We start from the raw sequence: 24,149 nt of genomic DNA on the forward strand, positions 1-24,149 counted from the left end.
ATGCCGCGGCCAAGCCCCCATGGATGGGTTTACGGCGTCTCCCGCAATCGGACCCACCCCGCCATCCCACGGATAGCCCGCTGTTGCTGTTGCTGTTGCTTCGGCTGGTGCTCCAGCCTCGGCGGGTGCAGGGCGCAGCCCTGCCGAACCACCCTTTACCTGGCCTGCTCGCAGAACTTCTGCCGGTACTCCAGTGCCTTCGGCATCAACGCCTGCAGGTTCTGGATACGGGTACCCGGATTGGGGTGGGTCGAAGAGAATTCCGGCGGCGACTGGCCGCCACCCGCCTGACCCATGCGCTGCCACAGCGGCACCGCCTCGCGCGGATCGAAACACGCCGCCGCCGCCAGCATCAGGCCTACTTCATCAGCCTGCGTCTCGTGGCTGCGCGCATACGGCAACAGATAGCCGTAGCCCATCGCCGACATCATCATCTGCTGCTGCTGTGCATCCATGCCACTGGCGGCGCCGGCCATCTGGCCGATCTGGGTCAGCTTCTGCTGGGCCATGCGCTGTGCACCGTGGCGCAGCAACGCATGGGCGATTTCATGGCCCATCACCACCGCCATCGCATCGCGGGTGCGCGCGACCGGAATCAGCCCCGTGTACACGGCCATCTTGCCGCCGGGCAGGCAGAACGCATTGGCCTGTTCGGACGGAATCACATTCACTTCCCACTCGAAGTCGCGCGCGAAGTGTGCCGGTTGCAGCCCGTGTTCCTGCGCCAGCGCGGTCTCCACCACGTCCACCTTGGCGATCAGTCGCTCGGCAATCGCCCGGACATCCCGCGAGACCTGTTCGTTCGGGCCCAGCGGGCGCTCCTGCGACAGGATCTGCTGGTAGGCCTGCAGGCCCAGTGCCTTCTCCTGGCTGGCGTCCAGGCTGCTGTCGATCAGCACCTTCTCGCCGGTATAGGGGTCGACCGCACGGTTGGAGAACCAGTAGAACGCCGCATAGCCGGCGGCCAGCAGCAGCACCCACCAGCGGATGTTGCCGAACAGGCCACGCCGCTGCTGCGGCGAGCGGGAAAAAGGATCGTTGCGCATCGGCAGGTCTTCCGGCTGACCCCGCCGGCCGGCGGGCACGGCGCAATCTTAGTGCGGCGCTGCCTGCGGCGGGTGAAACCGGCGCCGATCCAGGTGCGCCGGTCAGATCCCCCGCACCAGTCGGAAGCCGATGCGCGCGTTGGTGGTATCCGAATCCTGCGATTGCCGCCACGCCGCCCGGGTCTGCTCCGGGGCATTGGCCCAGTTGCCCCCCCGGATCACCCGTGAACGGCAGCCCGGGTTGAACCAGGCCACACCATCGGCCGGCGCGCGCCGATAGCTGGCATGCCAGCAGTCGGCCACCCACTCGCTCAGATTGCCGCCCATGTCATGCAGCCCGAAGCCGTTCGCCTGGAAACTGGCGACCGGTGCCGGCCCCCACCGCCCATCGCCGTAGCCGACGAAGGCGTTGTGCCAATGCCTTCCGGACGGTGAAACGTCCTTGCTGCCGGTGTAATTGCCACTGCCTTCCGGTGGCAGCCCGGCATCGCCCCACGGGTAGCGGCCACTGCTGCCGGCACGCATCGCGTACTCGAACTCGGCCTCGCTGGGCAGGCGGTAGCTGCGGCCGGTCTGCTCGGAAAGCCAGGTCGCGTAGTTCTCCGCGTCACGCACGCTGACGTGCATCACCGGCGAATTGCCCAGTGCGCGCCCACCGTCATAGTCGGATCGCCAGTCCACGCCGCTGCGACGGATGAAATTGCCGCTGCGCTCGTCATAGACCACCGAATGTCCACGCCGGGTTGCGCGTGGGCGGGCGTTGGTCGCCTTCACATAACGCTCGAAATCACCCACGGTGATCTCGGTGATCGCCATCGCGTAACCGCGCTCGAAGCGCACATAGTGCGACGGTCGCTCCGCATCGGTTGCGCCCGGCTCGGTATCACTGGCACCCATCTGGAATCCACCGTGCGGCACCACGATCATCTGCGGTCCACGGCCGCCATCACGCAGCGCGTCGCTGAACACCTGCCCCGGCCGGAAGCTGCCGTAGTGGGTGGCCAGTTCGATGCGCTCGCGCAGCTGCGCCACCACCGCGTCGCCCGGCAAGGCGATGCGCAGCGCTTCGGCCAGCTTCTCGCGCGCAGGCTTCAATCCCTGCGGGGTGGTCAGATCATGCAGTCCGCCATCGCGCAGCTGGACCAGCGCTGCTGCGCGGATCTGCTCGATGCGCTCGAACGCATCAGCGATGGTGGGTGACGAGTCCCGCACCTTGCTGGCTTCTGCCAACCAGGCGCCGGCACTGGCGAAATCACGGATGCGCGCGGCGTCCTCGGCACGCCGGATCAGCCCGCTTTCCGCCGCTGCCAGGCCCTGCCGCGCGCGGCGGTTGTTCGGGTCCAGCGCCAGTGCCTCGCGGAAGTTGCCGATGGCGCCATCACCCTCTTCACCTATCCGGTCGGCACGCAGATCGTCTTCGCCCGCGCGGTTGTAGGCGACCACGCGCTGCGCCGTCTCCACCCTGCCCTGCAGCGCGCGCACCTTCTCGTCCTTCGGCGCCAGGGTCAGCAGTACCAGCGCCTGCCGCCCGGCTTCGGCCAGCGCTTCACGCTGCCGCAATGGCTGCTGCAGCAACGCATCGGCCTGTTGCAGCAGGCGCTGCTTCGCACGTTGCAGGCCCAGGCGCGCCTGGCGGTCGTCGGGTTCCTCTTCCTGCACCGCCAGCCACAGCGGCACTGCCGCATCGCCATCTTCGTACAGATGCCCCCGCGCGAATGCCTGATCGGCCGCCCGGCGCAGCTGTGCCAGCGTACGTCCCTGGCGATCGACCCGCGGCGGCGTCCACTGCTGGATGTCCTCGGCCGCATCGTCACCGGCAATGGTCACCGTGCCCTGCCCGCTACCAGGCGCCGGACCGGCCTCTGGCGCGGGATCGGCCGGCTGGCCTGCGGTGCCATCGGAGGTCTGCGCAGGGGGCGACGGCGTGCAACCGGCCAGGCCCACGGCCAAGGCGGTACACAGCACGGGCGACAGCAGAAAACGCAAGCAGAGCCTCCTTCGGCACGGATGCGGACCGACGTTAGGCTATTCTCCCCTGCCTGAGCAAACACGAGTAGTAGGCCCTGACCTGTGGCAACCTGGATCACCACCCCCGCCGAGCTGGACACATACCGCCAGCAGCGGCCGACCCGCATCGGCCTGGATACCGAATTCATCCGTGAACGCACCTTCTGGCCGCAGCTGGCGCTGGTGCAGATGGCCGTCGGCGAGGACATCCTGCTGATCGACCCGTTGATTCCCGGCATGCCCGAGGCGCTGGCGCCGTGGCTGGCCGATGAATCCATCACCAAGGTGATGCACAGCGCCAGCGAAGATCTGGTGGCGTTCAAGTGGACCTGCGGCGTGCTGCCGCGCCCGTTGTTCGACACCCAGATCGGCGCCGCCCTGGCCGGCATCGGTGCTGGCATGGGCTACCAGAAGCTGGTGCAGGAGATCACCGGCGTGGCACTGGAAAAGGGCGAAACCCGCTCGGACTGGATGCGCAGGCCGCTGTCGGACTCACAGCTGAAGTACGCCGCCGACGACGTCGAGCATCTGTTCGCGATGCATGACGCGATTTCCGCCAAGCTGGAATCGCTGGGGCGCCAGCAGTGGCTGCACGACGACGGCGAGCGCCTGCTGGCCAGCGTCGCCAATGACGAGGACCGCTGGCCACACCTGGGCATGCGCTCGGCGCAGTTCCTGGACGCGCCCGCGCAGCGCCGCCTGCTGCGCCTGCTGCGCTGGCGCGACGTGCAGGCGCGCGCCAGCGACCGTCCGCGCAGCTGGATCCTGGACAACGAGCTGGCCGCGACCCTTGCACGCACGCCGCCAGCCGACGCGGCTGCATTGAGCAAGCTGTTCGAACAGTTCCCGAAGGCGCCGCGCAAGCTTGCCGCTGCGGTATGGGAAGCGCTGGATACGCCGTTGGCCGACGAAGCCGATGCACCATTGGCGATGCAGGCCAGCGATGCCAGCAAGCAGCTGCTGAAGAAGCTGCAGGATGCCGTAGCCGAACGCAGCCGCGAGCTCGGCCTGGCCGACGGCGTACTGGCCTCGCGCAAGCATCTGGAAAGCTATCTGGAGCATCGGCAGTGGCCTGCCGCATTGGCCGGATGGCGCCAGCAGGAACTGGAGCCGGTGCTGGCACCGCTGTTGCCCGCCGCCTGAGCATCCAGCCGTCGTCGCGCATGCAGCGCGGCGACGGCACGCCCGGGCATGGCCATGAGATCGCGGGGCACGTGCCTGCAGCGTGCGACACGTCGCGCTATCGCTCTTCGAAGCCCATCTGACGCAGATTGCCGCATGCGGCGGTCCGATAATCCTGTACGCCCGCCAACAGGATCGCGCCGCGCAGTTCATGTACATGACTGCAGACACATACGCCTGCGTCGACGGCATGCAAGAGTGAATCGCACGTCACCTTGTACGCCTGTTCAAGGCACGAGTGGACGACGCACCCCGCAGGACCGGTGCCGTCGGCGCAGGTCCTGCCCACGCTGCTGCGCAAAGGACTCCCATGCACACGATCATCTCCGAACGGACCGCAGCTTTCCCCTCCCGCCCCATGCGCCACCTGCGCCGATGGCTGGGCGTTTCACTCCTGTGCGTCGCTGCCAGTGCAAGCGCCGCCGATGACCTGCAGGCACGCATCGCTCAGGCGTTACAGGGCACGACGACGCCGGCCATGGGAGTACTGGTGATCCGCGACGGCAAGATCGCCGAGCAGGCCGTCAGCGGCGTACGCCGCAATGATGAAAAGGTGGCCGTCAGCACGGGCGATGCCTGGATGATCGGCTCGACCGGTAAACCGATCACCGTGGCGATGATCGCGCGCCTGGTCGAACAGGGCGTGCTGAAGTGGGATGCGCCGCTGTCGACGATGCTGCCCGACCTCACGGCACAGATGCAGCCGGCCTACCGCAACGTCACGCTGGTGCAGCTGCTGTCGCACCGCGCGGGCCTGCCGGAAAACCTCACCGATGGCGCCGCTCTGGATGCTTTCTTCACCGACACGCGTGCCCTGCCGGTGCAGCGCGAGGCCTACATCAAGGCCGCGCTGTCAGAGGCACCGGTCCACCCGCCGGGAACGGAATTCGCTTACAGCAACAGCGGCTTCCTGATCGCAGCCGTGATCGCCGAGCGCGCCACAGGCAAGGACGTGGAGACGCTGATCCAACGCGAGGTGTTCCAGCCACTGAAGATGACCGGTGCCGGCTTCGGGCCGACCACGGCAGGGCAGCCGTTGGGCCACCGCGGCGGCAAGCCCGTCACCCGCGCGCCGCAGAAAGCCGATGATGGCGTACCGCCGATCTACACCGCCGCCGGCAACCTGCACATGCGCCTGCAGGACCTGGCATTGTTCGCCATCGACCAACTCGCCGGCAGCCACGGCAAGGGCACGCTGTTGACGCCGGCGTCCTACACGCTGATGCAGAGCGCGCAACCGGTCAGCCCCTCGGGTCTGGACTGGGGCGTACAGCCGTCGATCGCCGGCCGCCAGGGCCCGGTGCTGGTGCACGGTGGCTCCGATGGCAACTGGCTGGCCTGGGTGGTGCTGTTCCCCGCACAGAACAGTGGCGTGATCGCCATTGCCAACGCCGCCGAAGACATGGGCGCCGACACGGCCACCATGGGTGTGCTCGGCGGCCTGTTCGCCGAACTGGCCCCTGCTGTCACGCCTGCCGCCAAGTAGACCCGTCACGACGCCCTGCACCTGCGGGGCGTCGATTCCGCGTGTCAGTTCCCACAACGGCAAACGCCCTGCACAGGCAGGGCGTCTGGAGGGTAGTGCAAAGGTGTCGGTACCGCGTGCGGTACCGACCGATGCGTCTTACCAGTTCATGTTCAGCGACACACCCACGGTGCGCGGTTCGTTGTAGACCGCCGCCATGTAGTTCTCGATGACACCCTTGAGGTTCTTCTCGTTGGTGATGTTGCGCGCGAACAGCGACACTTCATACGCGCCGTAGTTGCCCGAGTAGCCGATCTTCAGGCCGCCTTCGAAGTCACCCTTCGAATTGAACTCCTGGCTGTCATACAGCACGAAGCTGGTGTAGCCCTGCTTGTTCCAGTCGGTGGATACGAACATCGTGCCCGCATCGCTGAGCGGGAAGTCGTAACGCGCGGCCAGGTTGATGTTGTACTTCGGCGCGTTCGGCAGCGGATTGCCATCGATCTGGGCGAAGGTGTTGGCACCGACCTTGATCGTCGGGTCATCGACGGTGCACACCACCTTGCCGTTCAGTGCGCAGACCTGCGCATACACGCGCTTGTCCTTGATCTCGCTGTGCAGCAGGCTCAGGCCGGCGCTCAGGGTCAGGTTCGGGATCGGGCGCAGCTCCATGTCCGCTTCGAAGCCGTAGGCCTTGGCCTTGTCGGCGTTGAACAGCACGCCGTTGCCGTCCGAATCGTTGCCGTTGAGCTGGATGTCGTTGACGGTGTAGGTGAACGCGGTGGCATTCAAGCGCAGGCGATTGTCCCACAGGCTGCTCTTCACGCCGGCTTCCCAGGACAGGATCGTCTCCGAATCGGCGGTGGTGAAGTCAGCATTGAACACTGCCGAACGGCCCTGGATGGTCGGACCACGGAAGCCGCGCGCGACCTTCGCATAGACACTCACGTCCGGGGTGATCTGATACATCGCACTCAGATCCCAGCTCGGGGTCGTGTCGGTCATCTTGACGTCGGTGCGGCCCTTGTAGGTGACTGCACCCGCGGCGGTGTCGGCGGTCTTCAACAGACGGGTGTGCTTCTCATCACGGGTCTGGCGCAGGCCGGCGGTGACGGTGAACTTGTCGGTGAAGGCGTAGCTGAGCTGACCGAAGCCGGCCCACGAGGTGTTCTTGTTGCGCAGGCGCACCCAGTTGTTCGGATTGCGCGCCGCGCCCTTCAGGAACCAGGCGCGCTGGTAGAAGTCGGTGGTATCGCTGCCGTTGAAGTAGAACGCGCCGGCCTGCCACTGCAGGGCGCTGTCATCGTGGCTGGCCAGGCGGAATTCCTGGGTCCACTGGTCCAGGTCACGGATCTGGCCCATCGACTGGCCATAGCCGTTCGGCACGCCATTGACCGGGAAGTTGACCGCGGCGCCGCCGTCGGTGTCACCGCGGCTGTAGCCGGAGGTGGTTTCGTAAGCGGTGATCGAGGTGAAGTCGATCGCGCCGAAGTCATAACGCGCCTTCACCGAACCGCCGTAGGTCTTGTACGCCTGCGGGTTGTTGTCGGCCTCGTCGTAGGCGACCTGGTCACGCGGCACGTCGGTCTTGTTCGAGCCTTTGGTCAGCGCGTTGCGCAGGAACAGGGTCGAGGTGCCTTCGTAATCGCGGGCGTGGGCCGAAGCGAGGATCGAGAACTGGTCGCTCGGCGTCAGCAGCAGCTGCGCACGCACGTTGCGGTCGTCGAAGCCGCCCATGGCGTTCTTCTTCGGGCTGGCCGTGCCGTCGGCGCTGGGGCCGGTGTAGGTGTTGTCGACGTAGTCGTCGCGGTGCTGGTACAGGGCCGACACGCGGAACGAAGCGATGTCGTTGATCGGGCCACCGAAGCCACCGTCGATCGACACGCTGTTGTAGGAGGCGTAGCTGGCGCTGACGCGGCCGCTGTAGTCCTGGGTCGGCTTGAGGGTGTCGAACTTGACGATGCCGGCGGTGGTGTTGCGGCCGAACAGCGAGCCCTGCGGACCGCGCAGCACTTCCACCTGGTCCACGTCATAGACCGGGTTGGACTTCAGCACCACGTGTTCCAGCACCACGTCGTCCTGGATGATCGACACCGGCTGCGAGGCACCCAGGTAGAAATCGATGTTGCCCAGGCCGCGGATGTAGAAGCGCGGGAAGATGCGGCCGGTGGTGGTTTCCGCATACAGGCTCGGCACGCGGCCGGACAGCGCCAGCAGGGTGTCGTCGCCGCCGGCGGTGAAGTCGCGCATGCGCTCGCCCTGCACCACGCCTACCGACACCGGCACTTCCTGCAGGTTCTGCTCGCGGTGCTCGGCGGTCACGGTGATGGTGTCCAGCCCGGTCGGGGTCGGCGCACTGTCCTGCGCGGCAGCACCGAAGCTGGCAGCCAGGGCCAGGCCTGCACAGGCCAGGGCCAGCGGATGGCGACGGAAGGAAACGAGGGAGGACGACATGCCCGACGAACGGCGGGAATCGGAATGGGAAGGCATCGAAAGCTCTGAGGAGGCGTCCGTGCGGCCTGCGCTGACCGGGCGGCAAATAGGAGGAAAACTGCGCAAGCGGCCATTATCCTCCAAATTGTTACAATTTCGTTGCGCGGCACCCGAACCCGGTGAAACAAGCGGTTTCGGCACAGTCAGCCAGCACCGCCTGGGGTCAGATCCGTTTCCCAAGGGGAAACGGATCTGACCCCGGATCTCACGGCAACGGCGCCAGCGCAACCTCGACCATCGCCAGCAGACGTTCGCGGCTGACGCCGTCACGCGCCTGTACCGAGATGCCATGCAGCACCGTGGCGAAATGATCGCCCAGGGCCTGCACGGACAGATCGGCCGCCAGCTGGCCGTCCGCCTGCGCCTGCTGCAGCCGCGCGATGATCGCCGCCGTGCGCTGGCGACGATGGCTGGCCAGCCAGTCACGTACGCCCTCGCCATCCGGTGACACGCTGCTTGCCGAGGACACCACCAGGCAGCCATGCGGACGACCGCGACGGGTGTAGGTCAACACGGCATCACGCAGCATGCTACCGATCGCATCGCGCAGTGACGCCTGCTCGAGCGCGCGCGGCGCGAAGCCGCCCTCGCCTTCCTCGTACAGCGCCACCGCTTCGCGGAACAACTGCTCCTTGCTGCCGAACGCGGCGTAGATGCGCGCCGAGGCAATGCCAAGCGCTTCGGCCAGGGCCGACATCGAGGTGCCCTCATAGCCATGCTGCCAGAACAGCAGCATCGCCTTGCGCAATGCCTGGTCCCTGTCGAATTCGCGCGGTCGCCCTGCCATCTGCCTGCCTGCCGTTCTGAGGCGCGCAGTGTAACGCGGGTGTTGACCATCCCGATGCACGCGCCTATTCTTTGTCGACCGACAAACAATTGGAGCAACACATGCAAACCCTCAAAGGCCCCAGCCTGCATCTGGCGCAGTTCGCTGGCGACCAGGCGCCGTTCGACAGCCTCGCCGGCATCGCCGAGTGGGCCGCCGGCCACGGCTTCAAGGCCCTGCAGATTCCGGCCTGGGACGCGCGCCTGTTCGACCTGGCCACCGCCGCCGACAGCCAGGACTACTGCGACGACATCCGTGGCACCCTGGCCGAACACGGCCTGCAGGTCAGCGAGCTGACCACCCACATCCTGGGCCAGCTGGTGGCCGTGCATCCGGCCTACGATGAACTGTGCGATGGCTTCGCCCCGGAGGCGCTGCGCGGCAATCCGCAGGCACGCAGCGAATGGGCACAGCAGCAGTTGCATCTGACCGCCCGCGCCTCGCGCCGGCTCGGCCTGCAGGACATGGGCACCTTCTCCGGCTCGTTCGCCTGGCCCTACCTGTTCCCGTTCCCGCAGCGTCCGCCGGGCCTGATCGACGCCGCATTCGATGAGCTGGCACGACGCTGGCGGCCGATCCTCGATACCTGCGAGGACAACGGCATCAACCTCTGCTACGAAATCCATCCCAGCGAAGACCTGCACGATGGCACCAGCTTCGAACGCTTCTTCGAGCGTGTGGGCCAGCATGAGCGCTGCCGCATCCTGTTCGATCCCAGCCACTTCGTGCTGCAGCAGCTGGATTACCTGCAGTTCCTGGACATCTACCATCCGCTTGTCCGCATGTTCCATGTCAAGGACGCGGAGTTCCGCCCCAATGGCCGCCAGGGCATCTACGGTGGTTACGCCGACTGGACCGAACGCGCCGGCCGCTTCCGCTCGCTGGGCGATGGCCAGGTCGATTTCAAGTCGATCTTCTCCAAGCTGGCGCAGTACGACTACGCCGGCTGGGCAACGCTGGAATGGGAGTGCTGCCTGAAGGACCAGGAAGCCGGTGCACGCGAAGGTGCCGCCTTCATCCGCGACCACATCATTCCGGTCACCGACAAGATCTTCGACGACTTCGCCGGCGCGCCGATCAGCAGCGCCCAGATGCAGCACATGCTCGGCATCGCCTGAGCCCCCACAGGAACATCCCCATGAAGAACATCCCCACCGCTGGCACCTCCGGCGACGATACCCTGCGCCACCACTACCTGCGCATCGACGGCCAGCGCGTGCATTGCGTCTCCGCCGGCAGCGGGCAACCGGTGCTGTTGATCCCGGGCTGGCCGCAGACCTGGTACGCCTGGCGCCACGTGCTGCATGCGCTGGCCGAGGCCGGCTTCGAAGCGATCGCGGTCGACCCGCCCGGCATCGGCGAATCCGATCGTCCCGCACACGGTTACGACACCGGCAGTGCCGCCGCGGTACTGCACCAGACCATGCAGGCCCTCGGCCACGAGCGCTACCAGGTGGTCGGCCATGACATCGGCATGTGGATCGCCTATGCGCTGGCCAGCGACCAGCCGCAGGCGGTACAGCGCCTGGCCGTGACCGAAGCGGTGATTCCCGGGTTGGCACCTGAGCCGGGCATCTTCGCCGCGCCAGCCGACAACATCTTCCTGTGGCACTTCATGTTCAACCAGGTGGCCGATCTGCCCGAGGCACTCATCAGCGGTCGCGAACGCGCCTACCTGGACTTCATGTTCGACCGCTGGTCGTACCGGCGTGATGCGGTAGCCAGCGAAACCTACATCGCCGCCTACAGCCGCCCCGGCGCGTTGCGTGCTGGGTTTGCCTGGTACCGCGCGATTCCGGAAACCATCCGCCAGAACCAGGTCCGCGCACAACGCCGGTTGACGATGCCGGTGCTGGCCATCGGCGCCGAGCACGCCACCGGCAACGCCCCGATGCTGACCCTGCAGCCGCACGCCGATGATCTGCGCGGCAGCGTCGTTCCGGGCTGTGGCCACTTCATCATGGAAGAAGCACCGCAGGCCTTCCTCGCCCAGCTGCTGCCGTTCCTGCAGGAGGCTGACCATGTCGCTTGAACCTGCGTTGCGGGCGTTCGTGGATGCGGTGGCGGCGCAACCGCTGCCGGACGATCTGCTGGAACTGCGCGCACTGAGCGAGCAGGCGCTGCCCACGCTGCAGGGCGCCACCGAGGCGGTATCGCATGTCGTGGAGCACGTCATCAGCGCGCGCGACGGCCATGCGCTGGTCGTGCGCCTGTACACGCCCGCGGCCATCAGCACGGAACCGCGCCCGGCCCTGTTGTTCGCCCACGGCGGTGGCTGGTTCCAGTGCTCGCTGGCGGTCTATGACGGCCCCTGCCGGGCCTTGGCCAATGCCAGCGGCCATGTCATCGCTGCCGTCGGCTATCGCCTGGCCCCGGAGCATCCGTTCCCGACGCCGCTGCACGACGTCGTCGACGCCTGGCTGTGGCTGCAGGCCAATGCCGCAGACCTGGGGCTTGATCCAGCACGCCTGGTCATCGGCGGCGACAGCGCGGGCGGCAATCTCGCCGCAGCGTGCTGCCTGCTGCTGCGCGATCAGGGACTGCCGCTGCCATCGCATCAATTGCTGCTGTATCCGGCATTGGATGCCACCATGGCCAGCAGCACCTACGGCGAGTTCGCCGACGGCTACTACCTCAGCGCCGAACTGATGCAGCGCTGCTGGCAGGCCTATCTGGGCGACGGTGACCGCCGACAGGCGCTTGCTTCGCCCCTGCATGCCCGCGATCTGCGCGGGCTGCCAGCGGCCACGGTACTGAGCTGTGAGTTCGACCCGCTGCGCGACGAAGCTGAACAGTACGCCGCGCACCTGCGGGAGGCGGGCGTGGACTGCACGCTGGAGCGCCTGCCGGGGATGATCCACGCCTGCATCCACCTGCATGGCGTGTCGGCTGCAACCGACATCGCGATCCAGCGCGCGGCGGCCCTGCTGCCCTGAAACGACGGGCCGCAGAGGGACGCAGCGGCGATTCCGCTACGTCCCTGCGTGCCCCTTGGCATCCGGCACCTGGCAGCGCTATGCTAGGTCCGTCACGTGGCGCCAGCTCCGCTGCCCACGGGATGCAACATCCCCTTGGGGCCATAGCTCAGCTGGGAGAGCGCGTCGTTCGCAATGACGAGGTCAGGAGTTCGATCCTCCTTGGCTCCACCATATGAAAAACAGAAAGCCCCGGCACTGCCGGGGCTTTCTGTTTTGGCCTTCCGCTCAGGCTGGGTCCTGCCCGCCGTCCTTGCGCACGGGTGCACGCGAATGTGCATCGTGCACCTTCTGGTCGTGCTGGCCGGGACGCTGTTTGGCCACTTCATCCTGCTGCCGGTCCTGGCGACTCTCCTGCACGCCTTCGTGTGCATTCGAGGTCTTCTTGTCGTGTTCGGTCATGAATCGCTCCCATGGCGCCGGCAACAGGCCGGCGTGACGCAGACAACGCTATCCGCGCCTGCGTGATGCGGTGGTCGGCTGCCCGCGAACAACGCGTGCAGCCATCACGCTCCTGCAGTGCTTGTGATCGTCATCGTCGCGTGGTCACAATCGGCGGATCACCTCGCACAAGGACGCGCCATGTATCGCCCTGCCCTGTTGATTCCACTGCTGCTCGCCACTGGCTGCGCGCATCGCCTTGACCGGCAACCGATGCCGCCACCGGGCTATATCGGCAATTACGAAGCGGTGCGTGCGGCGCAGGATGATCCCTCTCGCGGCATCTCCGGCGTTTTCGTGCTGACCGTGCAGGCCACCGGTACCGAAGGCGAGCGCATCTACCTCAACAGCGAGCGCGATTACCGCCATCCACTCAACATCACGCTCAACATCGATGCCGCGCTGCGCCCGGAACTGGAAAAAGCGTTCGGCATGAAGCTCGAACAGCTGCAGAACCGGCGCCTGCTGGTGCGCGGTACCGCGGGTCGGGTACGCATCGCCTTCATCGATTCGAACGGCCAGCAAAGCGACAAGTACTACTACCAGACCCAGATCCAGATCCGCGACGCCAAACAGCTGCGTTTCGCCCCGTAAGCCCACGAACGGCGCGCGTCGAAGATTGAGGGCACCGGTTCCGTTCCGGTGCCCTCAATGAAGCAATCGCTCAATCCAGCTTCACCACCAGCTTGCCGAAGTTGCGCCCCTGCAGCAGGCCAAAAAAGGCTTCCGGTGCATTCTCAAGCCCCTGCACGACGTCTTCGCGGTACTGGATACGTCCATCGCGCAGCCACTGCGGCATGTCGCGCTCGAAATCCTGCCACAGATGCTTGAAGTCGTGGACGATGAAGCCACGCACGGTCAGCCGCTGGCGCAGGATCTGACTGAACAGCGCCGGCAGCCGATCCGGCCCAGGCTGCGCGACGCCGCGGGCGTTGTAGGTGGCGATGGTGCCGCACACCGGAATGCGCGCGAAATCATTGAGCAGCGGCAGCACGGCGTCGAGCACATGCCCGCCCACGTTCTCGAAATACACGTCGATGCCATCCGGTACAGCAGCACGCAGCTGCCCGGCAAAATCGGAGGCGCGGTGGTCCAGCGCCACATCCACGCCCAGTGTTTCCAGGTACGCACGCTTGGCCTCGCCACCGGCGATGGCGACCACGCGCGCACCCTGCAGCTTGGCCAGCTGCGCCACGGTGGCACCGACCGGTCCGCTGGCAGCAGCCACCACCAGGGTCTCACCGGCTTGCAGCTTGCCGATTTCGATCAGGCTGGAGTACGCGGTGAACCCCGGCATGCCGTACACGCCCAGCGCCGTGCTGAGCGGCAGCCCGGCCGGATCCAGGCGCCGGCTGATCGCATCACCCGCCACCACGGCATGGGTCTGCCAGCCGCCAGGGGCCAGCACCAGGTCGCCCACCGCCAGGCCAGGCGCCTGCGACTGCAGCACTTCGGCCACGGTCTGGCCCTCCATCACCGCATCCACTGCCACGGGCGGTGCGTACGACGGGCCATCATCCATGCGTCCGCGCATGTACGGATCCAGCGACAGGTAGCGGTTGCGCAACAGCACCTGGCCGGGGCCCAGCGCCGGAAGGGGCGCCTGTTCGAGGCGGAAATTGGCGGCGACCGGCGCACCTTGCGGACGCGAGGCGAGCACGATGCGGGTGGTTGAATCGGACATGTCCAATGGCTCTGCTGCGGGCAGCGTCGGGGAGGGAACCGCGACAGTACGCCGTGCCCTGCCCTCGTGGGTGCCATGAAAACAGCGTTCCATCGGCACCGTCCCCACTCCGCCGCTGCATTGCTTGCCCCGTCAGCTTTGGCGTCAGCGGCGGGCCGCTGTTTTCCGCGTCCGGCATTCCCATCAGGCCGGCTCAACGCAGGATCAACCACTTGCAGCGCCTTCCGCCGGCCGCAGACACCAATGTGAAGGTTTTTTTCCAAAACGCTTGCCGAACCTGTCCTACGTCCGTAATATGCGCGTCCTCGGCAGCGACATCGCTGCAACGAAACAAGTGGCCGAGTAGCTCAGTTGGTAGAGCAGGGGATTGAAAATCCCCGTGTCGGCGGTTCGATTCCGTCCTCGGCCACCACTTTCGAAGACCTGCAGAAATGCAGGTCTTTTTTTTCTACATGGCCGAGTAGCTCAGTTGGTAGAGCAGGGGATTGAAAATCCCCGTGTCGGCGGTTCGATTCCGTCCTCGGCCACCATGTTCGAAGACCTGCAGAAATGCAGGTCTTTTTTTTGTCTGTGACTTTCCGACCATGCGGCACGTGGATCGCGCCGCATCGATCCTGCGCGGACGCGGCCACACCGGTTGACGAAACATTCACACCTCCGCGTGCCGTGCACCCTACGCTCCAGACTCCTGCCCGGAGCCGATCAATGCACCTGCGCCCTGCCCTGCTCGCCTGCCTGCTGCTTTTCGCCGCACCGGCACTCGCTGCCGAGCCCGTGCGCGCCGTCAGTGAACTGAACATCGATCGCTACGCCGGGCAGTGGCACGAGATCGCACATCTGCCGGTGTCGTTCCAGAAGCAGTGCGTGGGCGAGATCACCGCCAACTACGGGCTGCGCCGCGATGGCCGCATCAGCGTCACCAATGCCTGCCGCAAGGCGGATGGCGAGCGGGTTGTCGCCGAAGGCGTGGCGCGGCCCGTTGCGGGACAGCCCGGCCAGCTACAGGTGCGCTTCGTTCCCGACTGGCTGAGCTGGGTGCCCCTGGTCTGGGCCGACTACTGGGTGATCGCGCTGGACCCCGACTACCAGTGGGCGATGGTCGGTGAACCGGGCCACAAGTATCTGTGGATCCTCGCGCGCCTGCCGGAGATGGACCGCGCCCTGTTCGACCGGCTCAAGGCAAAGGCCGAAGCGATGGGCTACGACCTCGCACCGCTGCGCATGATGGCGCCCCTGCGCGACACCCCCGCCGATTGAGGCGCCGCCCAACCGGGGCACGCTACGTCCGCAATCCGGCATCGCGCACGCCTCGCGTGCATCTTCACGCGCTACCCTCTGTGGCCGGTCGCCGCAGGCGACCCATTCCACCATACGCCGTAGTATGCTTACTCCACGCACCGCCTTCAGAGGACCTGCGCCCATGCTCCACCGCTTCCGTACCGTCTTGATCGTCCTGTGCACCCTGGCCCTGGTCGCTTGCGGCGATGGCATCGTCAAGCGTGTTTCGGAACCGGCCGCGAGCCTGCAGCAGCTGACCGTGCAGGCCAATGGCGACTGGACCGTCGCCCTGCGTCTGCAGAACTACAGTTCGATGCCGATGAGCTTCGACGATGTCGCGCTGGTCTTGACCATCGGCGACACCGATGCCGGCCCCCTGTCCGCCAAGCCGGGCATCTCCATCGGCGGCGTTTCCGCCGATGTCATCAACGTGAACTTCAAGCCCAGCCCGGCCGCACGCCTGGTGATCGCCGACGCCTTGGCCAGCAACCGCACCCTTGCCTACAGCCTGAAGGGCACGGTGTCGGCCACGCCGCAGGAAAAGAAGCAGCGCACCTTCGACATCAACAGCCGCAGCACGCTGAACCAGGCCCCGGGCCTGCCCGGCGTACTGCGCTGATCTCCGCTTTCCGCCGCGACGCATCGCGCCGCACCCCCTGTTACTGATCAAATCGAGACGCACCGATGAGCAGCTACACCGCCCCGCTTTCCGACCTTCGTTTCGGCCTGCACGATGTGCTGAAGGTCGAGCCGCTGTTCGCCCGTCTTGGCTTCACCGACGCCACTGCTGACGTCGTCGATGCCGTGCTGGAAGAAGCCGGCCGCTTCAGCGCCAGCGTACTGGCCCCGCTCAACAGCGTGGGCGACGAGATCGGCTGCGTGCTCGACCAGGCCAGCGGCGAAGTGACCACTCCGCCCGGCTTCAAGCAGGCCTACGATCAGTTCGTCGACGGCGGCTGGACCGGTCTGACCGCGTCGCCGGAACTGGGCGGCCAGGGCCTGCCGCACACGCTGGGCGTGCCGCTCAATGAAATGATCAACGCCGCCAACCTCGCCTGGGGCAACTTCCCGCTGCTGTCGCACGGCGCCATCGAAGCGCTGAAGCAGCACGGCGAAGCCTGGCAGCACGAGGCATTCCTGAAGCCGCTGATCGAAGGCCGCTGGACCGGCACCATGTGCCTGACCGAGCCGCATTGCGGCACCGACCTGGGCCTGCTCAAGACCAAGGCCGAGCCGAACGCCGATGGCAGCTATTCGATCACCGGCACCAAGATCTTCATCACCGCCGGCGAGCACGATCTGACCGGCAACATCGTGCATCTGGTGCTGGCCAAGCTGCCCGACGCGCCGCCGGGCGCCAAGGGCATCTCGCTGTTCGTCACCCCGAAGTTCAAGGTCGACCGCGACGGCAACGTCGGCGAACGCAACGCGCTGCGCTGCGGCTCCATCGAGCACAAGATGGGCATCAAGGGCTCGGTCACCTGCGTGATGAATTTCGATGGCGCCCAGGGCTACCTGGTCGGCCAGCCGCACAAGGGCCTGCAGGCGATGTTCACCATGATGAACACTGCTCGCCTGGGCGTCGGCCTGCAGGGCATCGGTCTGTCCGAGCGCGCCTACCAGAACGCGCTGAAGTACAGCCGCGAGCGCCTGCAGTCGCGTTCACTCAGCGGCGCCAAGTTCCCGGACAAGCCGGCCGACCCGATTCTGGTGCATCCGGACGTGCGCCGCATGCTGCTGACCATCAAGTCGCTGGTGGAAGGCAGCCGCCTGCTGGCGCTGCACGCCGCCACCCTGATCGACGTCGCCCACCATGCAGAAGATGCCGGCGAACGTGAGCGCGCTGACACCCTGGTGAGCTTCCTGACCCCGATCTCGAAGGCCTGCCAGACCGAATGGGGCATCGAGAACACCTACAACGCCCTGCAGTGTTTCGGTGGCCACGGCTACATCCGCGAGCACGGCATGGAACAGCTGGCCCGCGATGCCCGCATCACCACGCTGTATGAAGGCACCACCGGCATCCAGGCGCTGGACCTGATCGGCCGCAAGACCGCGTCCAGCCAAGGCGCCGGCCTGAAGCTGATGCTGGCCGAGATCGAAGCGTTCGCCAAGGCCAATGAAGGCAACGAAAGCCTGGCCGAGTTCATCGGCCCGCTGCGCGCCAAGGCCGCCGAGTGGGGCAAGCTGACGATGGACGTGCTGCAGCGTTCGGCCGCCAACCCGGACGAACTGGGCGCAGCCAGCTACGACTACCTGTTCTATTCGGGTTATGTGGTGCTGGCCTACTGGTGGGCACGCAGCGTTGCCGCCGCCGATGCCAGCGCGCACGGCGCAGCATTCGCCCAGGGCAAGCGCGAGACCGCGCGCTTCTACTTTGCCCGCGTGCTGCCGCGCACCCTCAGCCACGCCGCCGCCATCCAGGCGGGTGCCGCACCGCTGATGGCAATGGACGACGAACGCTTCGGCGCCTGAGCCGGGCCGCGCCCGGCACCCGCGGTAGTGCCGGCCGCTGGCCGGCAACTGCAACAGCTGGAGCAACAGCAACAGCTGGTTTCCTGCGGGATGGCGGGGTGGGTCCAATTGCGGGGGACGGCGCAAGTACGTCCCTGTAGCCTCGGTCGCGCCATCCATGGCGCTCACGCCCCCGCAACCGGACCCACCCCGCCTTCGACAACTCCCCGCGGCTGTTGGTAGGTGTCGACCTTGGTCGACACGTAGATCCACGCCATGCGTGGATGGAAACCCCCGAAATCCATCTGGAGAAAAGCCCCCTTTTGTTAAAGGGGGCGCACCGACAGGTGCGGGGATTAGATGGAATGCGTGGACCTGAATGTTGACGATTTGTGNNCACAAATCGTCAACATTCAGGTATAAGCTGTTTTCCCGATGGAGACAGACACTACACGCTTGGGTCTGATCGAAGCCGGAGCTCCGTTTTCTGCTCCGGGCGCCGAAGCATCGCCCAACGCCACGACGCTGCATCGCCCCGGCACGGTCCGGTTGCTCTCACTTGATGGTCACGGGCGGGTCCTGGATTGGATCACCTGGCAGGACGCAGCCTGCCTCTACGCCCGCGATGCCGTCGCCTGGACCCTCGGCGACCCCTGCCTGCACATCCACGGTGGGACAAATCGTCGCAGTGGCATGCAGAGCGGGATGGACCTGCACCCGATCATTGCCGCGCGCGGCCATGCCCGCTCACGTGCGCTGGACCCGACACCGAACCTGACCAACCCGGCCCTGTTCGCCCGCGATGCCCATCTCTGTCTTTACTGCGGACAGCAGTTCGGACGCCCCACCCTGACCCGCGACCACGTCATGCCCTTGTCCAAAGGCGGCCTGGATACCTGGGAAAACGTAGTCACCGCGTGCTTCCACTGCAATTCGCGCAAGAGTGACCGCACCCCGCAACAGGCCGGCATGCCGCTGCTGGCAGTGCCTTACCGGCCGAGCTGGATCGAGCACCTGATCCTGTCCAACCGCAACATCCTGGCCGACCAGATGGCGTTCCTGAGGGCCCAGCTGCCCAAGCGTTCCAAGCTCTGCACCTGAACTGCCGGGAATGCAACCCTCACCGTCCTGTCACGGACGGCGGCGTTTGCTTGCCCCACCCCCGTTTGAGGGCGAAAATGGGCGTTCAGAACAAGTGCGAACATGATGATCGACTCTGCCCGCTATCCCCGCCTCGCGCGCATCCAGACACCGGATGACCTGCGCACGTTCGACGAATCCGAACTGACGGCGGTTGCCGATGAACTGCGTGCCTACCTGATCGAATCGGTGGGCAAAAGCGGCGGCCATTTCGCCGCCGGCCTGGGCGTGATCGAGCTCACCGTGGCCCTGCACTACCTGTACCAGACCCCGGTTGACCAGCTGGTCTGGGACGTCGGCCACCAGACGTATCCGCACAAGATCCTGACCGGTCGCCGCGACGAGATCCACACCGTCAAGCAGAAGGATGGCGTCGCGCCGTTCCCGAAGCGCGAAGAGAGCGAATACGACACCTTCGGTGTTGGCCACTCCTCGACCTCGATCTCGGCAGCGCTGGGCATGGCCATCGCGCGCCAGACCGAAGGTGACGACCGCAAGGTCGTGGCCGTGATCGGCGACGGCGCGATGACCGCCGGCATGGCGTTCGAAGCGCTGATGCACGCCGGTGGCATGGAGCCGGAACCAAACCTGCTGGTGATCCTCAACGACAACAACATGTCGATCTCCGAGGCAGTGGGTGGGCTGACCAAGATGCTCGGCCGCGCCACCGGCAGCCGCACGCTCAATGCGCTGCGCGAAGGCGGCAAGAAGATCCTCGGCGACAAGAAGAACAACCCCGCCCGTTTCGTGAAGCGCTGGGAAGAACACTGGAAGGGCATGTTCGTGCCGTCCACGATGTTCGAGGAAATGGGCTTCCATTACACCGGCCCGATCGACGGCCATGACCTGCCGGCGCTGCTGTCCGCGCTGAAGACGCTGCGTGCCTCCAAGGGCCCGAAGCTGCTGCATGTGATGACCACCAAGGGCAAGGGCTACGAGCCGGCCGAAGGTGACCAGATCGGTTACCACGCGGTGGGCCCGTTCGATCCGGACAAGGGCCTGGTGGCCAAGACCGGCGCGAAGAAGCCCACCTACACCGACGTGTTTGGCGACTGGCTGTGTGACGCTGCCGCCGCCGAACCGCGTCTGTACGGCATCACCCCGGCGATGCGCGAAGGCTCGGGCCTGGTGCGCTTCAGCAGGGAATATCCGCAGCGTTACTTCGACGTGGCCATCGCAGAGCAGCACGCGGTGACCCTGGCCGCAGGCATGGCCACCCAGGGCGGCAAGCCGGTGGTGGCGATCTATTCCACCTTCCTGCAGCGCGCGTACGACCAGCTGGTGCACGACGTGGCCATCCAGGATCTGGACGTGCTGTTCGCGATCGACCGCGCCGGCGTCGTCGGCCCCGATGGTGCAACCCACGCCGGCAACCTCGACCTCAGCTTCCTGCGCTGCGTGCCGAACATGGTGGTGATGGCTCCGTCCAACGAAGCCGAGTGCCGGCAGATGCTCAGCACCGGCCTGCAGCACCCCGGCCCGGCGGCGGTGCGCTACCCGCGCGGCAGCGGTACCGGCGTGGATGCCGGCAGCGATCTGTCGACCCTGCCGATCGGCAAGGGCGAGCTGCGCCTGCAGGGCAACCGCGTCGCCCTGCTCGCCTTCGGCAGCACCGTCGCCGCCGCCGAACAGGTCGGTCGCGAACTGGGTTTGAGCGTGGTCAACATGCGTTTCGTCAAGCCACTGGATCGCGAACTGGTACTGGCGATGGCCAGCCAGCACGACGCACTGGTGACGATCGAGGACAACGTGGTGGCGGGCGGCGCCGGTTCGGCCGTGGCCGAACTGCTCAATGCCGAGGACGTGCTGCGCCCGATCCTGCACCTGGGCCTGCCCGATGCCTTCCAGCATCACGCCAGCCGCGAGGACCTGCTGGCCGAGGCCGGCATCGATGCCGCCGGCATCCGTGCGGCCCTGCTCAAGCGCTGGCCGCAACTGGCCGCTGGTAACCCGCCACTGAGCGCGGCGGGCTGAGCGCCGCCAGGGTTACGGGGCCACGTCATGCGTGGCTCCCCAGGCCCCTCATCCACGCATGGCGTGGATCTACCAGGGTAAAAGTAGATCCACGCCATGCGTGGATGCCGCAGACCCTGCCGGCGAACGGCGCTGTCAGCCGTAGCTGATCGCTTCGACGAATGCCCCGCTGGACTCCACCCGCACCGAGGCGCGCTGACCGGTATCGGTGAAATGCAGGCGGGCCAGGGTTTCGGCGAAATCGAAGGCACGGACGCCATCGCGGAACTCGATCGGTTCCGGCTTGTCCGGGTGCAGCACGCGCCATTGGCGCTGCTCACATTGCAGTCGGATCAACATGCGTTGCTCACTCCTTGAACAGCGTATCGACGACGAGAGAATGACCGCACCAGGCGCGACAGGGATGGCCAGTGCGAACCGGGACGCGCAAGGCGTCCCGGGAGTCGACAATACGAGGAAAGAAGTGTGATCGCTATCAGATTTCTCTGATCTTGAGCCGATTGCATCGGCCTCTCAATTCACCTGGAACTGGGCCCTGCAGCCGTTGCTGACCCAGATACCACGGCGGTCCCAGCCCCAGCTCTGGCCTTCGATGCAGGCACTGCGCGATTCCTGCCGTACCAGACGCACGCCGCGACGAACCTGTGCATCGCAGTACTGCTGGCGCCGGTCATTGGAATGGCAGGCAATCACCTGGCCGCCACCACCCCACTGGCTTCCGCCCCAGCCGTTGCCACCACCACCGCCCCAACCACCGCCGCCACCGCCCGGTCGCCGGTATTCACCGACGAATTCGGCGCGGCAGCCTTGGGTAACCCAGACACCGTAACGGGACTGGCCCCAGGTCTCACCTTCCACACAGGGGGAGCCGGACAACTGGCGGATCATGCGCGCGCGCCCTTCCAGCCGGCACTCGTTGCTGCGGTTCTTGATCGATTCGCAGCGCACGATGCCATTGCCACCACGATCGTCGTAGCGATCGTCGTAGCCATAGTTCTGCGCCTGCACGCCGCCAGCGGCAGCCATCATCGGCAACAGGGTGCACGCCACGGTGCGCCAAGTGAGTCCCTTGCCCATCCCTCGTCTCCAGGTGAATACGGTGGAGGCAAGCATCGGGGATTCCGGGCGTGGCGCACAGAGGGAGCTGCGACGGCGGTTTTTCCCCCATTCAACCAACCCAACCGCAACTGACTGCGGCGTCGGCGGCTCAGCGGCCGAAGTGCAGCGCGTCGACCGCGGTGCCCAGTGCTTCCACGCGCACGGTGCTGTGCTGGCCGGTACGGCAGTGATGTTCGCTGGCCCGCGAGGCAGCGGCGTCGAAGGCGGCCGCACCGGTGCTGAACTCTTCGGTCGCGCGTGTCTGCGGATCCAGGATGGACCAGCGCTGGGCGGTGCATTGGACAGTGATGACCATGGTGGGCTCCTGCGTTTCTGGGAAATCCGGGACCGGCGCAAGGCCGATCTCCGATGCCCGACCAGCCTAGCCAGCGCCCAGGGGAAGACCTATCGGATTTATCCGAAAACTCCCTACCGGCACCTCAGAAAGCGCCGCCCATCACATCCCTGAGGCCATTTAGGAAATCCATTCCGTGACCCTTGTCACGAAGTCAGCCGCGCTTCACACTATCGTCATCAACAGTGGCCCCTTCCACATGCGCACCTCGCTTCCACTGCAGCGTTCGACGCTGCTGAAGTTCTATTTTGCCGCCAGCTACGTGGTATTGATCGAGGAACTGGTCCGCGCATCGCTGAGCTGAGGATTGTCCAGCGATGCTTGCCGCTGCTGCGGGGACCGAACAAACTGTCGGTTTACGGCACGGAGCCGCACCCATGAAAGTCCTGTTCCTGATCCCGCTGCTGGCCCTGGCCGCGTGTGCCAGCCCGGAAAAACCGGTCACCCATGACACCGCCACGCCCGTGGTTGGTGGTGACCGCGATGCACACGGATGCATCGGTTCGGCCGGCTATCAGTGGTGCGAGCACAGCCAGCGCTGCGAGCGCCCATGGGAACTGGCGCAAGCGCAGGGCCTGGCCAACACTGCCGAAGCCATCGACGCCTACTGCGCCACCCCGGCAACGCCGGCGCGCAGGTAACGGGTGCTGACGATGACCGACCTGGCCCCACTGCCCCCGCTGACACCTGGCCGCTACCGCCACTTCAAAGGTGGCGAGTACGAGGTGATCGACATCGTCCGCAGCAGTGAAACGCTGCAGCCGATGGTGCTCTATCGCGCCCTGTACGGCGAAGGCGGACTGTGGGTGCGTCCCTATCCGATGTTCATTGAACAGGTGCCCGGCGAGCACGGCCCGCAGGGACGCTTCGCCCGCATCAGCGACTGAACGGCGCGGCTCACGCCGCGCGCACGGCATCGCCGCGCATGCTGAAGCATCCCTGCGAAACGGAACCCGCATGCGCCACACCCTGTTGATCGTCCTGTCGCTGGCCAGCACCCCGGTGCTGGCCGCAGAACCTCCCAGCTTCGACCGTCCCGGCATCGGCTTCGGCTTCGGCACTGACACGGTGCCGCGTGGCGGCCTTGCCGTCGAAGTGGGCCTGCCCAGCTATCAACGCGATCGTGATCGCGACGGCCTGCGTACGACCTCGCTGTCCAGCGACCTGTTGCTGCGCACCGGGTTGGCGCCGGGCTGGGAACTGCAGTTGGCGTCCACACCGTGGCAGCGCCAGCGCGAACGTGGCCCTGACATGCCACGCACGCAGCAGCGCGGCGCCGGCGACAGCACCGTCGGAGTGAAATGGGCAGGTCCTGGCAGTACCGAGCGCACGGCCTGGGCGCTGCTGGCAAGCGGTGTGATCGCACGTGGCGATGCCGCCTTCAGCGATGGCCGCCAGTACGCGCTGGCCGCCAGCGTCGAACACACCTTCAACGACCGCTGGAGCGGTGCGCTGTATGGCAGCCATCAGCGCGGCGCAGGCCAGCGCAGCACGACCTGGTCGCCAAGCCTCGCGCTGAGCGTGACCGAGCGGCTGGGCACCTATCTCGAAGCCGGCTTTACCCACGCCAGGCAGCAACCCGACCAGGCCATCGCCGGCGCAGGCCTGACCTGGATGCTGCGGCCGAACGTGCAGCTGGACGCCTCTTTCGATCTCGGCCTCAATCGCAACAGCCCCGACCTGCAGCTCGGCACCGGCATCGCGTTCTATCTGCAGTGACCTGCTGAACTG

The 24,149-nt window shown here is 66.3% G+C and carries 24 protein-coding genes and 3 tRNA genes; 18 read left to right on the plus strand and 9 right to left on the minus strand.

The features are described 5' to 3' along the window. Positions 1-155: 155 nt before the first annotated feature. Both H3005_RS18345 and H3005_RS18350 read right to left on the minus strand, forming a co-directional pair. Complete coding sequence (locus H3005_RS18345) at positions 156-1,046, minus strand: M48 family metallopeptidase (RefSeq protein WP_100553057.1); 891 nt, start codon at positions 1,044-1,046, stop codon at positions 156-158. A 102-nt stretch (positions 1,047-1,148) separates the two neighbouring features. Beyond that, positions 1,149-3,032 carry an SUMF1/EgtB/PvdO family nonheme iron enzyme gene (locus tag H3005_RS18350; protein WP_191078725.1) on the minus strand — a complete coding sequence of 628 codons (1,884 nt, stop codon included), beginning with the start codon at positions 3,030-3,032 and terminating at the stop codon, positions 1,149-1,151. Between the two features lie 84 nt (positions 3,033-3,116). Between H3005_RS18350 and rnd the strand changes: the two genes are divergently transcribed. Next, positions 3,117-4,196 carry a ribonuclease D gene (gene rnd, locus H3005_RS18355; RefSeq protein WP_100553059.1) on the plus strand — a complete coding sequence of 360 codons (1,080 nt, stop codon included), beginning with the start codon at positions 3,117-3,119 and terminating at the stop codon, positions 4,194-4,196. 349 nt (positions 4,197-4,545) lie between these two features. Further along, positions 4,546-5,721 (plus strand): serine hydrolase domain-containing protein, encoded by a 1,176-nt coding sequence (locus H3005_RS18360; protein ID WP_100553060.1) that lies wholly within the window; start codon positions 4,546-4,548, stop codon positions 5,719-5,721. A gap of 138 nt (positions 5,722-5,859) precedes the next feature. Here the strand turns inward: H3005_RS18360 and H3005_RS18365 are convergent, their stop codons facing one another. After that, a complete protein-coding gene (locus H3005_RS18365; RefSeq protein ID WP_191078726.1) occupies positions 5,860-8,190 on the minus strand; it encodes a TonB-dependent receptor in 2,331 nt (776 codons plus the stop codon). Here H3005_RS18365 and H3005_RS18370 point away from each other — a divergent pair. Continuing rightward, positions 8,153-8,389: a hypothetical protein gene (locus H3005_RS18370; protein WP_165780956.1), complete on the plus strand. Its 237-nt coding sequence runs from the start codon at positions 8,153-8,155 to the stop codon at positions 8,387-8,389. The two genes, H3005_RS18365 and H3005_RS18370, sit on opposite strands and share 38 nt — an antisense overlap. 9 nt (positions 8,390-8,398) lie before the next feature. Here H3005_RS18370 and H3005_RS18375 read toward each other — a convergent pair whose 3' ends face one another. Further along, entirely contained in the window at positions 8,399-8,980 is a 582-nt protein-coding gene (locus H3005_RS18375; protein ID WP_191078727.1) for a TetR/AcrR family transcriptional regulator, read from the minus strand. A gap of 101 nt (positions 8,981-9,081) precedes the next feature. Here H3005_RS18375 and H3005_RS18380 point away from each other — a divergent pair, with 101 nt between their 5' ends. From H3005_RS18380 to H3005_RS18395, 4 genes are all read left to right on the plus strand, one after another. Further along, positions 9,082-10,137, plus strand: coding sequence for a sugar phosphate isomerase/epimerase (locus H3005_RS18380; protein WP_191078728.1), 1,056 nt, complete (start codon positions 9,082-9,084; stop codon positions 10,135-10,137). 20 nt (positions 10,138-10,157) lie between these two features. Continuing rightward, positions 10,158-11,051, plus strand: a complete 894-nt coding sequence (locus H3005_RS18385) for an alpha/beta hydrolase (RefSeq protein ID WP_191078729.1) — start codon at positions 10,158-10,160, stop codon at positions 11,049-11,051. Beyond that, positions 11,041-11,955 carry an alpha/beta hydrolase gene (locus H3005_RS18390; RefSeq protein ID WP_191078730.1) on the plus strand — a complete coding sequence of 305 codons (915 nt, stop codon included), beginning with the start codon at positions 11,041-11,043 and terminating at the stop codon, positions 11,953-11,955. Before H3005_RS18385 ends, H3005_RS18390 begins: the two co-directional genes overlap by 11 nt. Positions 11,956-12,092: 137 nt before the next feature. Further along, positions 12,093-12,168: transfer RNA gene (locus H3005_RS18395), tRNA-Ala, on the plus strand. 54 nt (positions 12,169-12,222) lie between these two features. Here H3005_RS18395 and H3005_RS18400 read toward each other — a convergent pair. Beyond that, positions 12,223-12,396: a hypothetical protein gene (locus tag H3005_RS18400; RefSeq protein ID WP_165780992.1), complete on the minus strand. Its 174-nt coding sequence runs from the start codon at positions 12,394-12,396 to the stop codon at positions 12,223-12,225. A gap of 180 nt (positions 12,397-12,576) precedes the next feature. Between H3005_RS18400 and H3005_RS18405 the strand changes: the two genes are divergently transcribed. After that, the gene (locus tag H3005_RS18405) at positions 12,577-13,029 is read left to right on the plus strand and encodes a hypothetical protein (RefSeq protein WP_100553066.1); all 453 of its coding nucleotides are present in this window, start codon (positions 12,577-12,579) and stop codon (positions 13,027-13,029) included. A gap of 70 nt (positions 13,030-13,099) precedes the next feature. Here H3005_RS18405 and H3005_RS18410 read toward each other — a convergent pair whose 3' ends face one another. After that, positions 13,100-14,119 (minus strand): NADP-dependent oxidoreductase, encoded by a 1,020-nt coding sequence (locus tag H3005_RS18410; protein WP_191078731.1) that lies wholly within the window; start codon positions 14,117-14,119, stop codon positions 13,100-13,102. 336 nt (positions 14,120-14,455) lie between these two features. Here H3005_RS18410 and H3005_RS18415 point away from each other — a divergent pair. From H3005_RS18415 to dxs, 7 genes are all read left to right on the plus strand, one after another. Then, positions 14,456-14,531 (plus strand) — tRNA-Phe (locus tag H3005_RS18415). 42 nt (positions 14,532-14,573) lie between these two features. Beyond that, positions 14,574-14,649, plus strand: a tRNA-Phe gene (locus H3005_RS18420). Between the two features lie 175 nt (positions 14,650-14,824). Continuing rightward, positions 14,825-15,376, plus strand: coding sequence for a lipocalin family protein (locus H3005_RS18425; RefSeq protein WP_191078732.1), 552 nt, complete (start codon positions 14,825-14,827; stop codon positions 15,374-15,376). 163 nt (positions 15,377-15,539) lie between these two features. Next, positions 15,540-16,016 carry an LEA type 2 family protein gene (locus H3005_RS18430; RefSeq protein WP_191078733.1) on the plus strand — a complete coding sequence of 159 codons (477 nt, stop codon included), beginning with the start codon at positions 15,540-15,542 and terminating at the stop codon, positions 16,014-16,016. A gap of 65 nt (positions 16,017-16,081) precedes the next feature. Then, on the plus strand, positions 16,082-17,872 hold the full coding sequence (locus H3005_RS18435) for an acyl-CoA dehydrogenase C-terminal domain-containing protein (protein WP_191078734.1): 1,791 nt from the start codon (positions 16,082-16,084) through the stop codon (positions 17,870-17,872). Between the two features lie 414 nt (positions 17,873-18,286). Beyond that, positions 18,287-18,952: an HNH endonuclease gene (locus H3005_RS18440; protein WP_025876340.1), complete on the plus strand. Its 666-nt coding sequence runs from the start codon at positions 18,287-18,289 to the stop codon at positions 18,950-18,952. A 105-nt stretch (positions 18,953-19,057) separates the two neighbouring features. Next, positions 19,058-20,965: a 1-deoxy-D-xylulose-5-phosphate synthase gene (gene dxs / locus H3005_RS18445; RefSeq protein ID WP_191078735.1), complete on the plus strand. Its 1,908-nt coding sequence runs from the start codon at positions 19,058-19,060 to the stop codon at positions 20,963-20,965. 135 nt (positions 20,966-21,100) lie between these two features. Here the strand turns inward: dxs and H3005_RS18450 are convergent, their stop codons facing one another. From H3005_RS18450 to H3005_RS18460, 3 genes are all read right to left on the minus strand, one after another. After that, positions 21,101-21,304 (minus strand): hypothetical protein, encoded by a 204-nt coding sequence (locus H3005_RS18450; RefSeq protein ID WP_032978640.1) that lies wholly within the window; start codon positions 21,302-21,304, stop codon positions 21,101-21,103. Positions 21,305-21,478: 174 nt separating this feature from the next. Continuing rightward, positions 21,479-22,042: a DUF3011 domain-containing protein gene (locus H3005_RS18455; RefSeq protein ID WP_089236266.1), complete on the minus strand. Its 564-nt coding sequence runs from the start codon at positions 22,040-22,042 to the stop codon at positions 21,479-21,481. A 130-nt stretch (positions 22,043-22,172) separates the two neighbouring features. Next, positions 22,173-22,379, minus strand: a complete 207-nt coding sequence (locus H3005_RS18460; RefSeq protein WP_089236267.1) for a hypothetical protein — start codon at positions 22,377-22,379, stop codon at positions 22,173-22,175. Between the two features lie 416 nt (positions 22,380-22,795). Here H3005_RS18460 and H3005_RS18465 point away from each other — a divergent pair, with 416 nt between their 5' ends. The 3 genes from H3005_RS18465 (at position 22,796) to H3005_RS18475 (ending at position 24,137) form a co-directional block, all read left to right on the plus strand. Continuing rightward, positions 22,796-23,059 (plus strand): hypothetical protein, encoded by a 264-nt coding sequence (locus H3005_RS18465; RefSeq protein WP_100553074.1) that lies wholly within the window; start codon positions 22,796-22,798, stop codon positions 23,057-23,059. Positions 23,060-23,071: 12 nt separating this feature from the next. Next, positions 23,072-23,305: a DUF1653 domain-containing protein gene (locus H3005_RS18470; protein WP_191078736.1), complete on the plus strand. Its 234-nt coding sequence runs from the start codon at positions 23,072-23,074 to the stop codon at positions 23,303-23,305. A gap of 70 nt (positions 23,306-23,375) precedes the next feature. Beyond that, positions 23,376-24,137: a transporter gene (locus H3005_RS18475; RefSeq protein WP_191078737.1), complete on the plus strand. Its 762-nt coding sequence runs from the start codon at positions 23,376-23,378 to the stop codon at positions 24,135-24,137. Positions 24,138-24,149: the final 12 nt, after the last annotated feature.

Origin of the sequence: Stenotrophomonas sp. Br8 (assembly GCF_014763005.1) — a bacterium.
GTDB lineage: Bacteria > Pseudomonadota > Gammaproteobacteria > Xanthomonadales > Xanthomonadaceae > Stenotrophomonas > Stenotrophomonas lactitubi.

Excerpts from the sequence above, each read along its gene's own strand:
- H3005_RS18345 (WP_100553057.1), bottom strand. The coding sequence starts at position 1,046 with ATGCGCAACGATCCTTTTTCCCGCTCGCCGCAGCAGCGGCGTGGCCTG.
- H3005_RS18360 (WP_100553060.1), top strand. The coding sequence starts at position 4,546 with ATGCACACGATCATCTCCGAACGGACCGCAGCTTTCCCCTCCCGCCCC.
- H3005_RS18370 (WP_165780956.1), top strand. The coding sequence starts at position 8,153 with ATGCCCGACGAACGGCGGGAATCGGAATGGGAAGGCATCGAAAGCTCT.
- H3005_RS18365 (WP_191078726.1), bottom strand. The coding sequence starts at position 8,190 with ATGCCTTCCCATTCCGATTCCCGCCGTTCGTCGGGCATGTCGTCCTCC.
- H3005_RS18375 (WP_191078727.1), bottom strand. The coding sequence starts at position 8,980 with ATGGCAGGGCGACCGCGCGAATTCGACAGGGACCAGGCATTGCGCAAG.
- H3005_RS18380 (WP_191078728.1), top strand. The coding sequence starts at position 9,082 with ATGCAAACCCTCAAAGGCCCCAGCCTGCATCTGGCGCAGTTCGCTGGC.
- H3005_RS18385 (WP_191078729.1), top strand. The coding sequence starts at position 10,158 with ATGAAGAACATCCCCACCGCTGGCACCTCCGGCGACGATACCCTGCGC.
- H3005_RS18390 (WP_191078730.1), top strand. The coding sequence starts at position 11,041 with ATGTCGCTTGAACCTGCGTTGCGGGCGTTCGTGGATGCGGTGGCGGCG.
- H3005_RS18400 (WP_165780992.1), bottom strand. The coding sequence starts at position 12,396 with ATGACCGAACACGACAAGAAGACCTCGAATGCACACGAAGGCGTGCAG.
- H3005_RS18405 (WP_100553066.1), top strand. The coding sequence starts at position 12,577 with ATGTATCGCCCTGCCCTGTTGATTCCACTGCTGCTCGCCACTGGCTGC.
- H3005_RS18410 (WP_191078731.1), bottom strand. The coding sequence starts at position 14,119 with ATGTCCGATTCAACCACCCGCATCGTGCTCGCCTCGCGTCCGCAAGGT.
- H3005_RS18425 (WP_191078732.1), top strand. The coding sequence starts at position 14,825 with ATGCACCTGCGCCCTGCCCTGCTCGCCTGCCTGCTGCTTTTCGCCGCA.
- H3005_RS18430 (WP_191078733.1), top strand. The coding sequence starts at position 15,540 with ATGCTCCACCGCTTCCGTACCGTCTTGATCGTCCTGTGCACCCTGGCC.
- H3005_RS18435 (WP_191078734.1), top strand. The coding sequence starts at position 16,082 with ATGAGCAGCTACACCGCCCCGCTTTCCGACCTTCGTTTCGGCCTGCAC.
- H3005_RS18440 (WP_025876340.1), top strand. The coding sequence starts at position 18,287 with ATGGAGACAGACACTACACGCTTGGGTCTGATCGAAGCCGGAGCTCCG.
- dxs (WP_191078735.1), top strand. The coding sequence starts at position 19,058 with ATGATCGACTCTGCCCGCTATCCCCGCCTCGCGCGCATCCAGACACCG.
- H3005_RS18450 (WP_032978640.1), bottom strand. The coding sequence starts at position 21,304 with ATGTTGATCCGACTGCAATGTGAGCAGCGCCAATGGCGCGTGCTGCAC.
- H3005_RS18455 (WP_089236266.1), bottom strand. The coding sequence starts at position 22,042 with ATGGGCAAGGGACTCACTTGGCGCACCGTGGCGTGCACCCTGTTGCCG.
- H3005_RS18460 (WP_089236267.1), bottom strand. The coding sequence starts at position 22,379 with ATGGTCATCACTGTCCAATGCACCGCCCAGCGCTGGTCCATCCTGGAT.
- H3005_RS18465 (WP_100553074.1), top strand. The coding sequence starts at position 22,796 with ATGAAAGTCCTGTTCCTGATCCCGCTGCTGGCCCTGGCCGCGTGTGCC.
- H3005_RS18470 (WP_191078736.1), top strand. The coding sequence starts at position 23,072 with ATGACCGACCTGGCCCCACTGCCCCCGCTGACACCTGGCCGCTACCGC.
- H3005_RS18475 (WP_191078737.1), top strand. The coding sequence starts at position 23,376 with ATGCGCCACACCCTGTTGATCGTCCTGTCGCTGGCCAGCACCCCGGTG.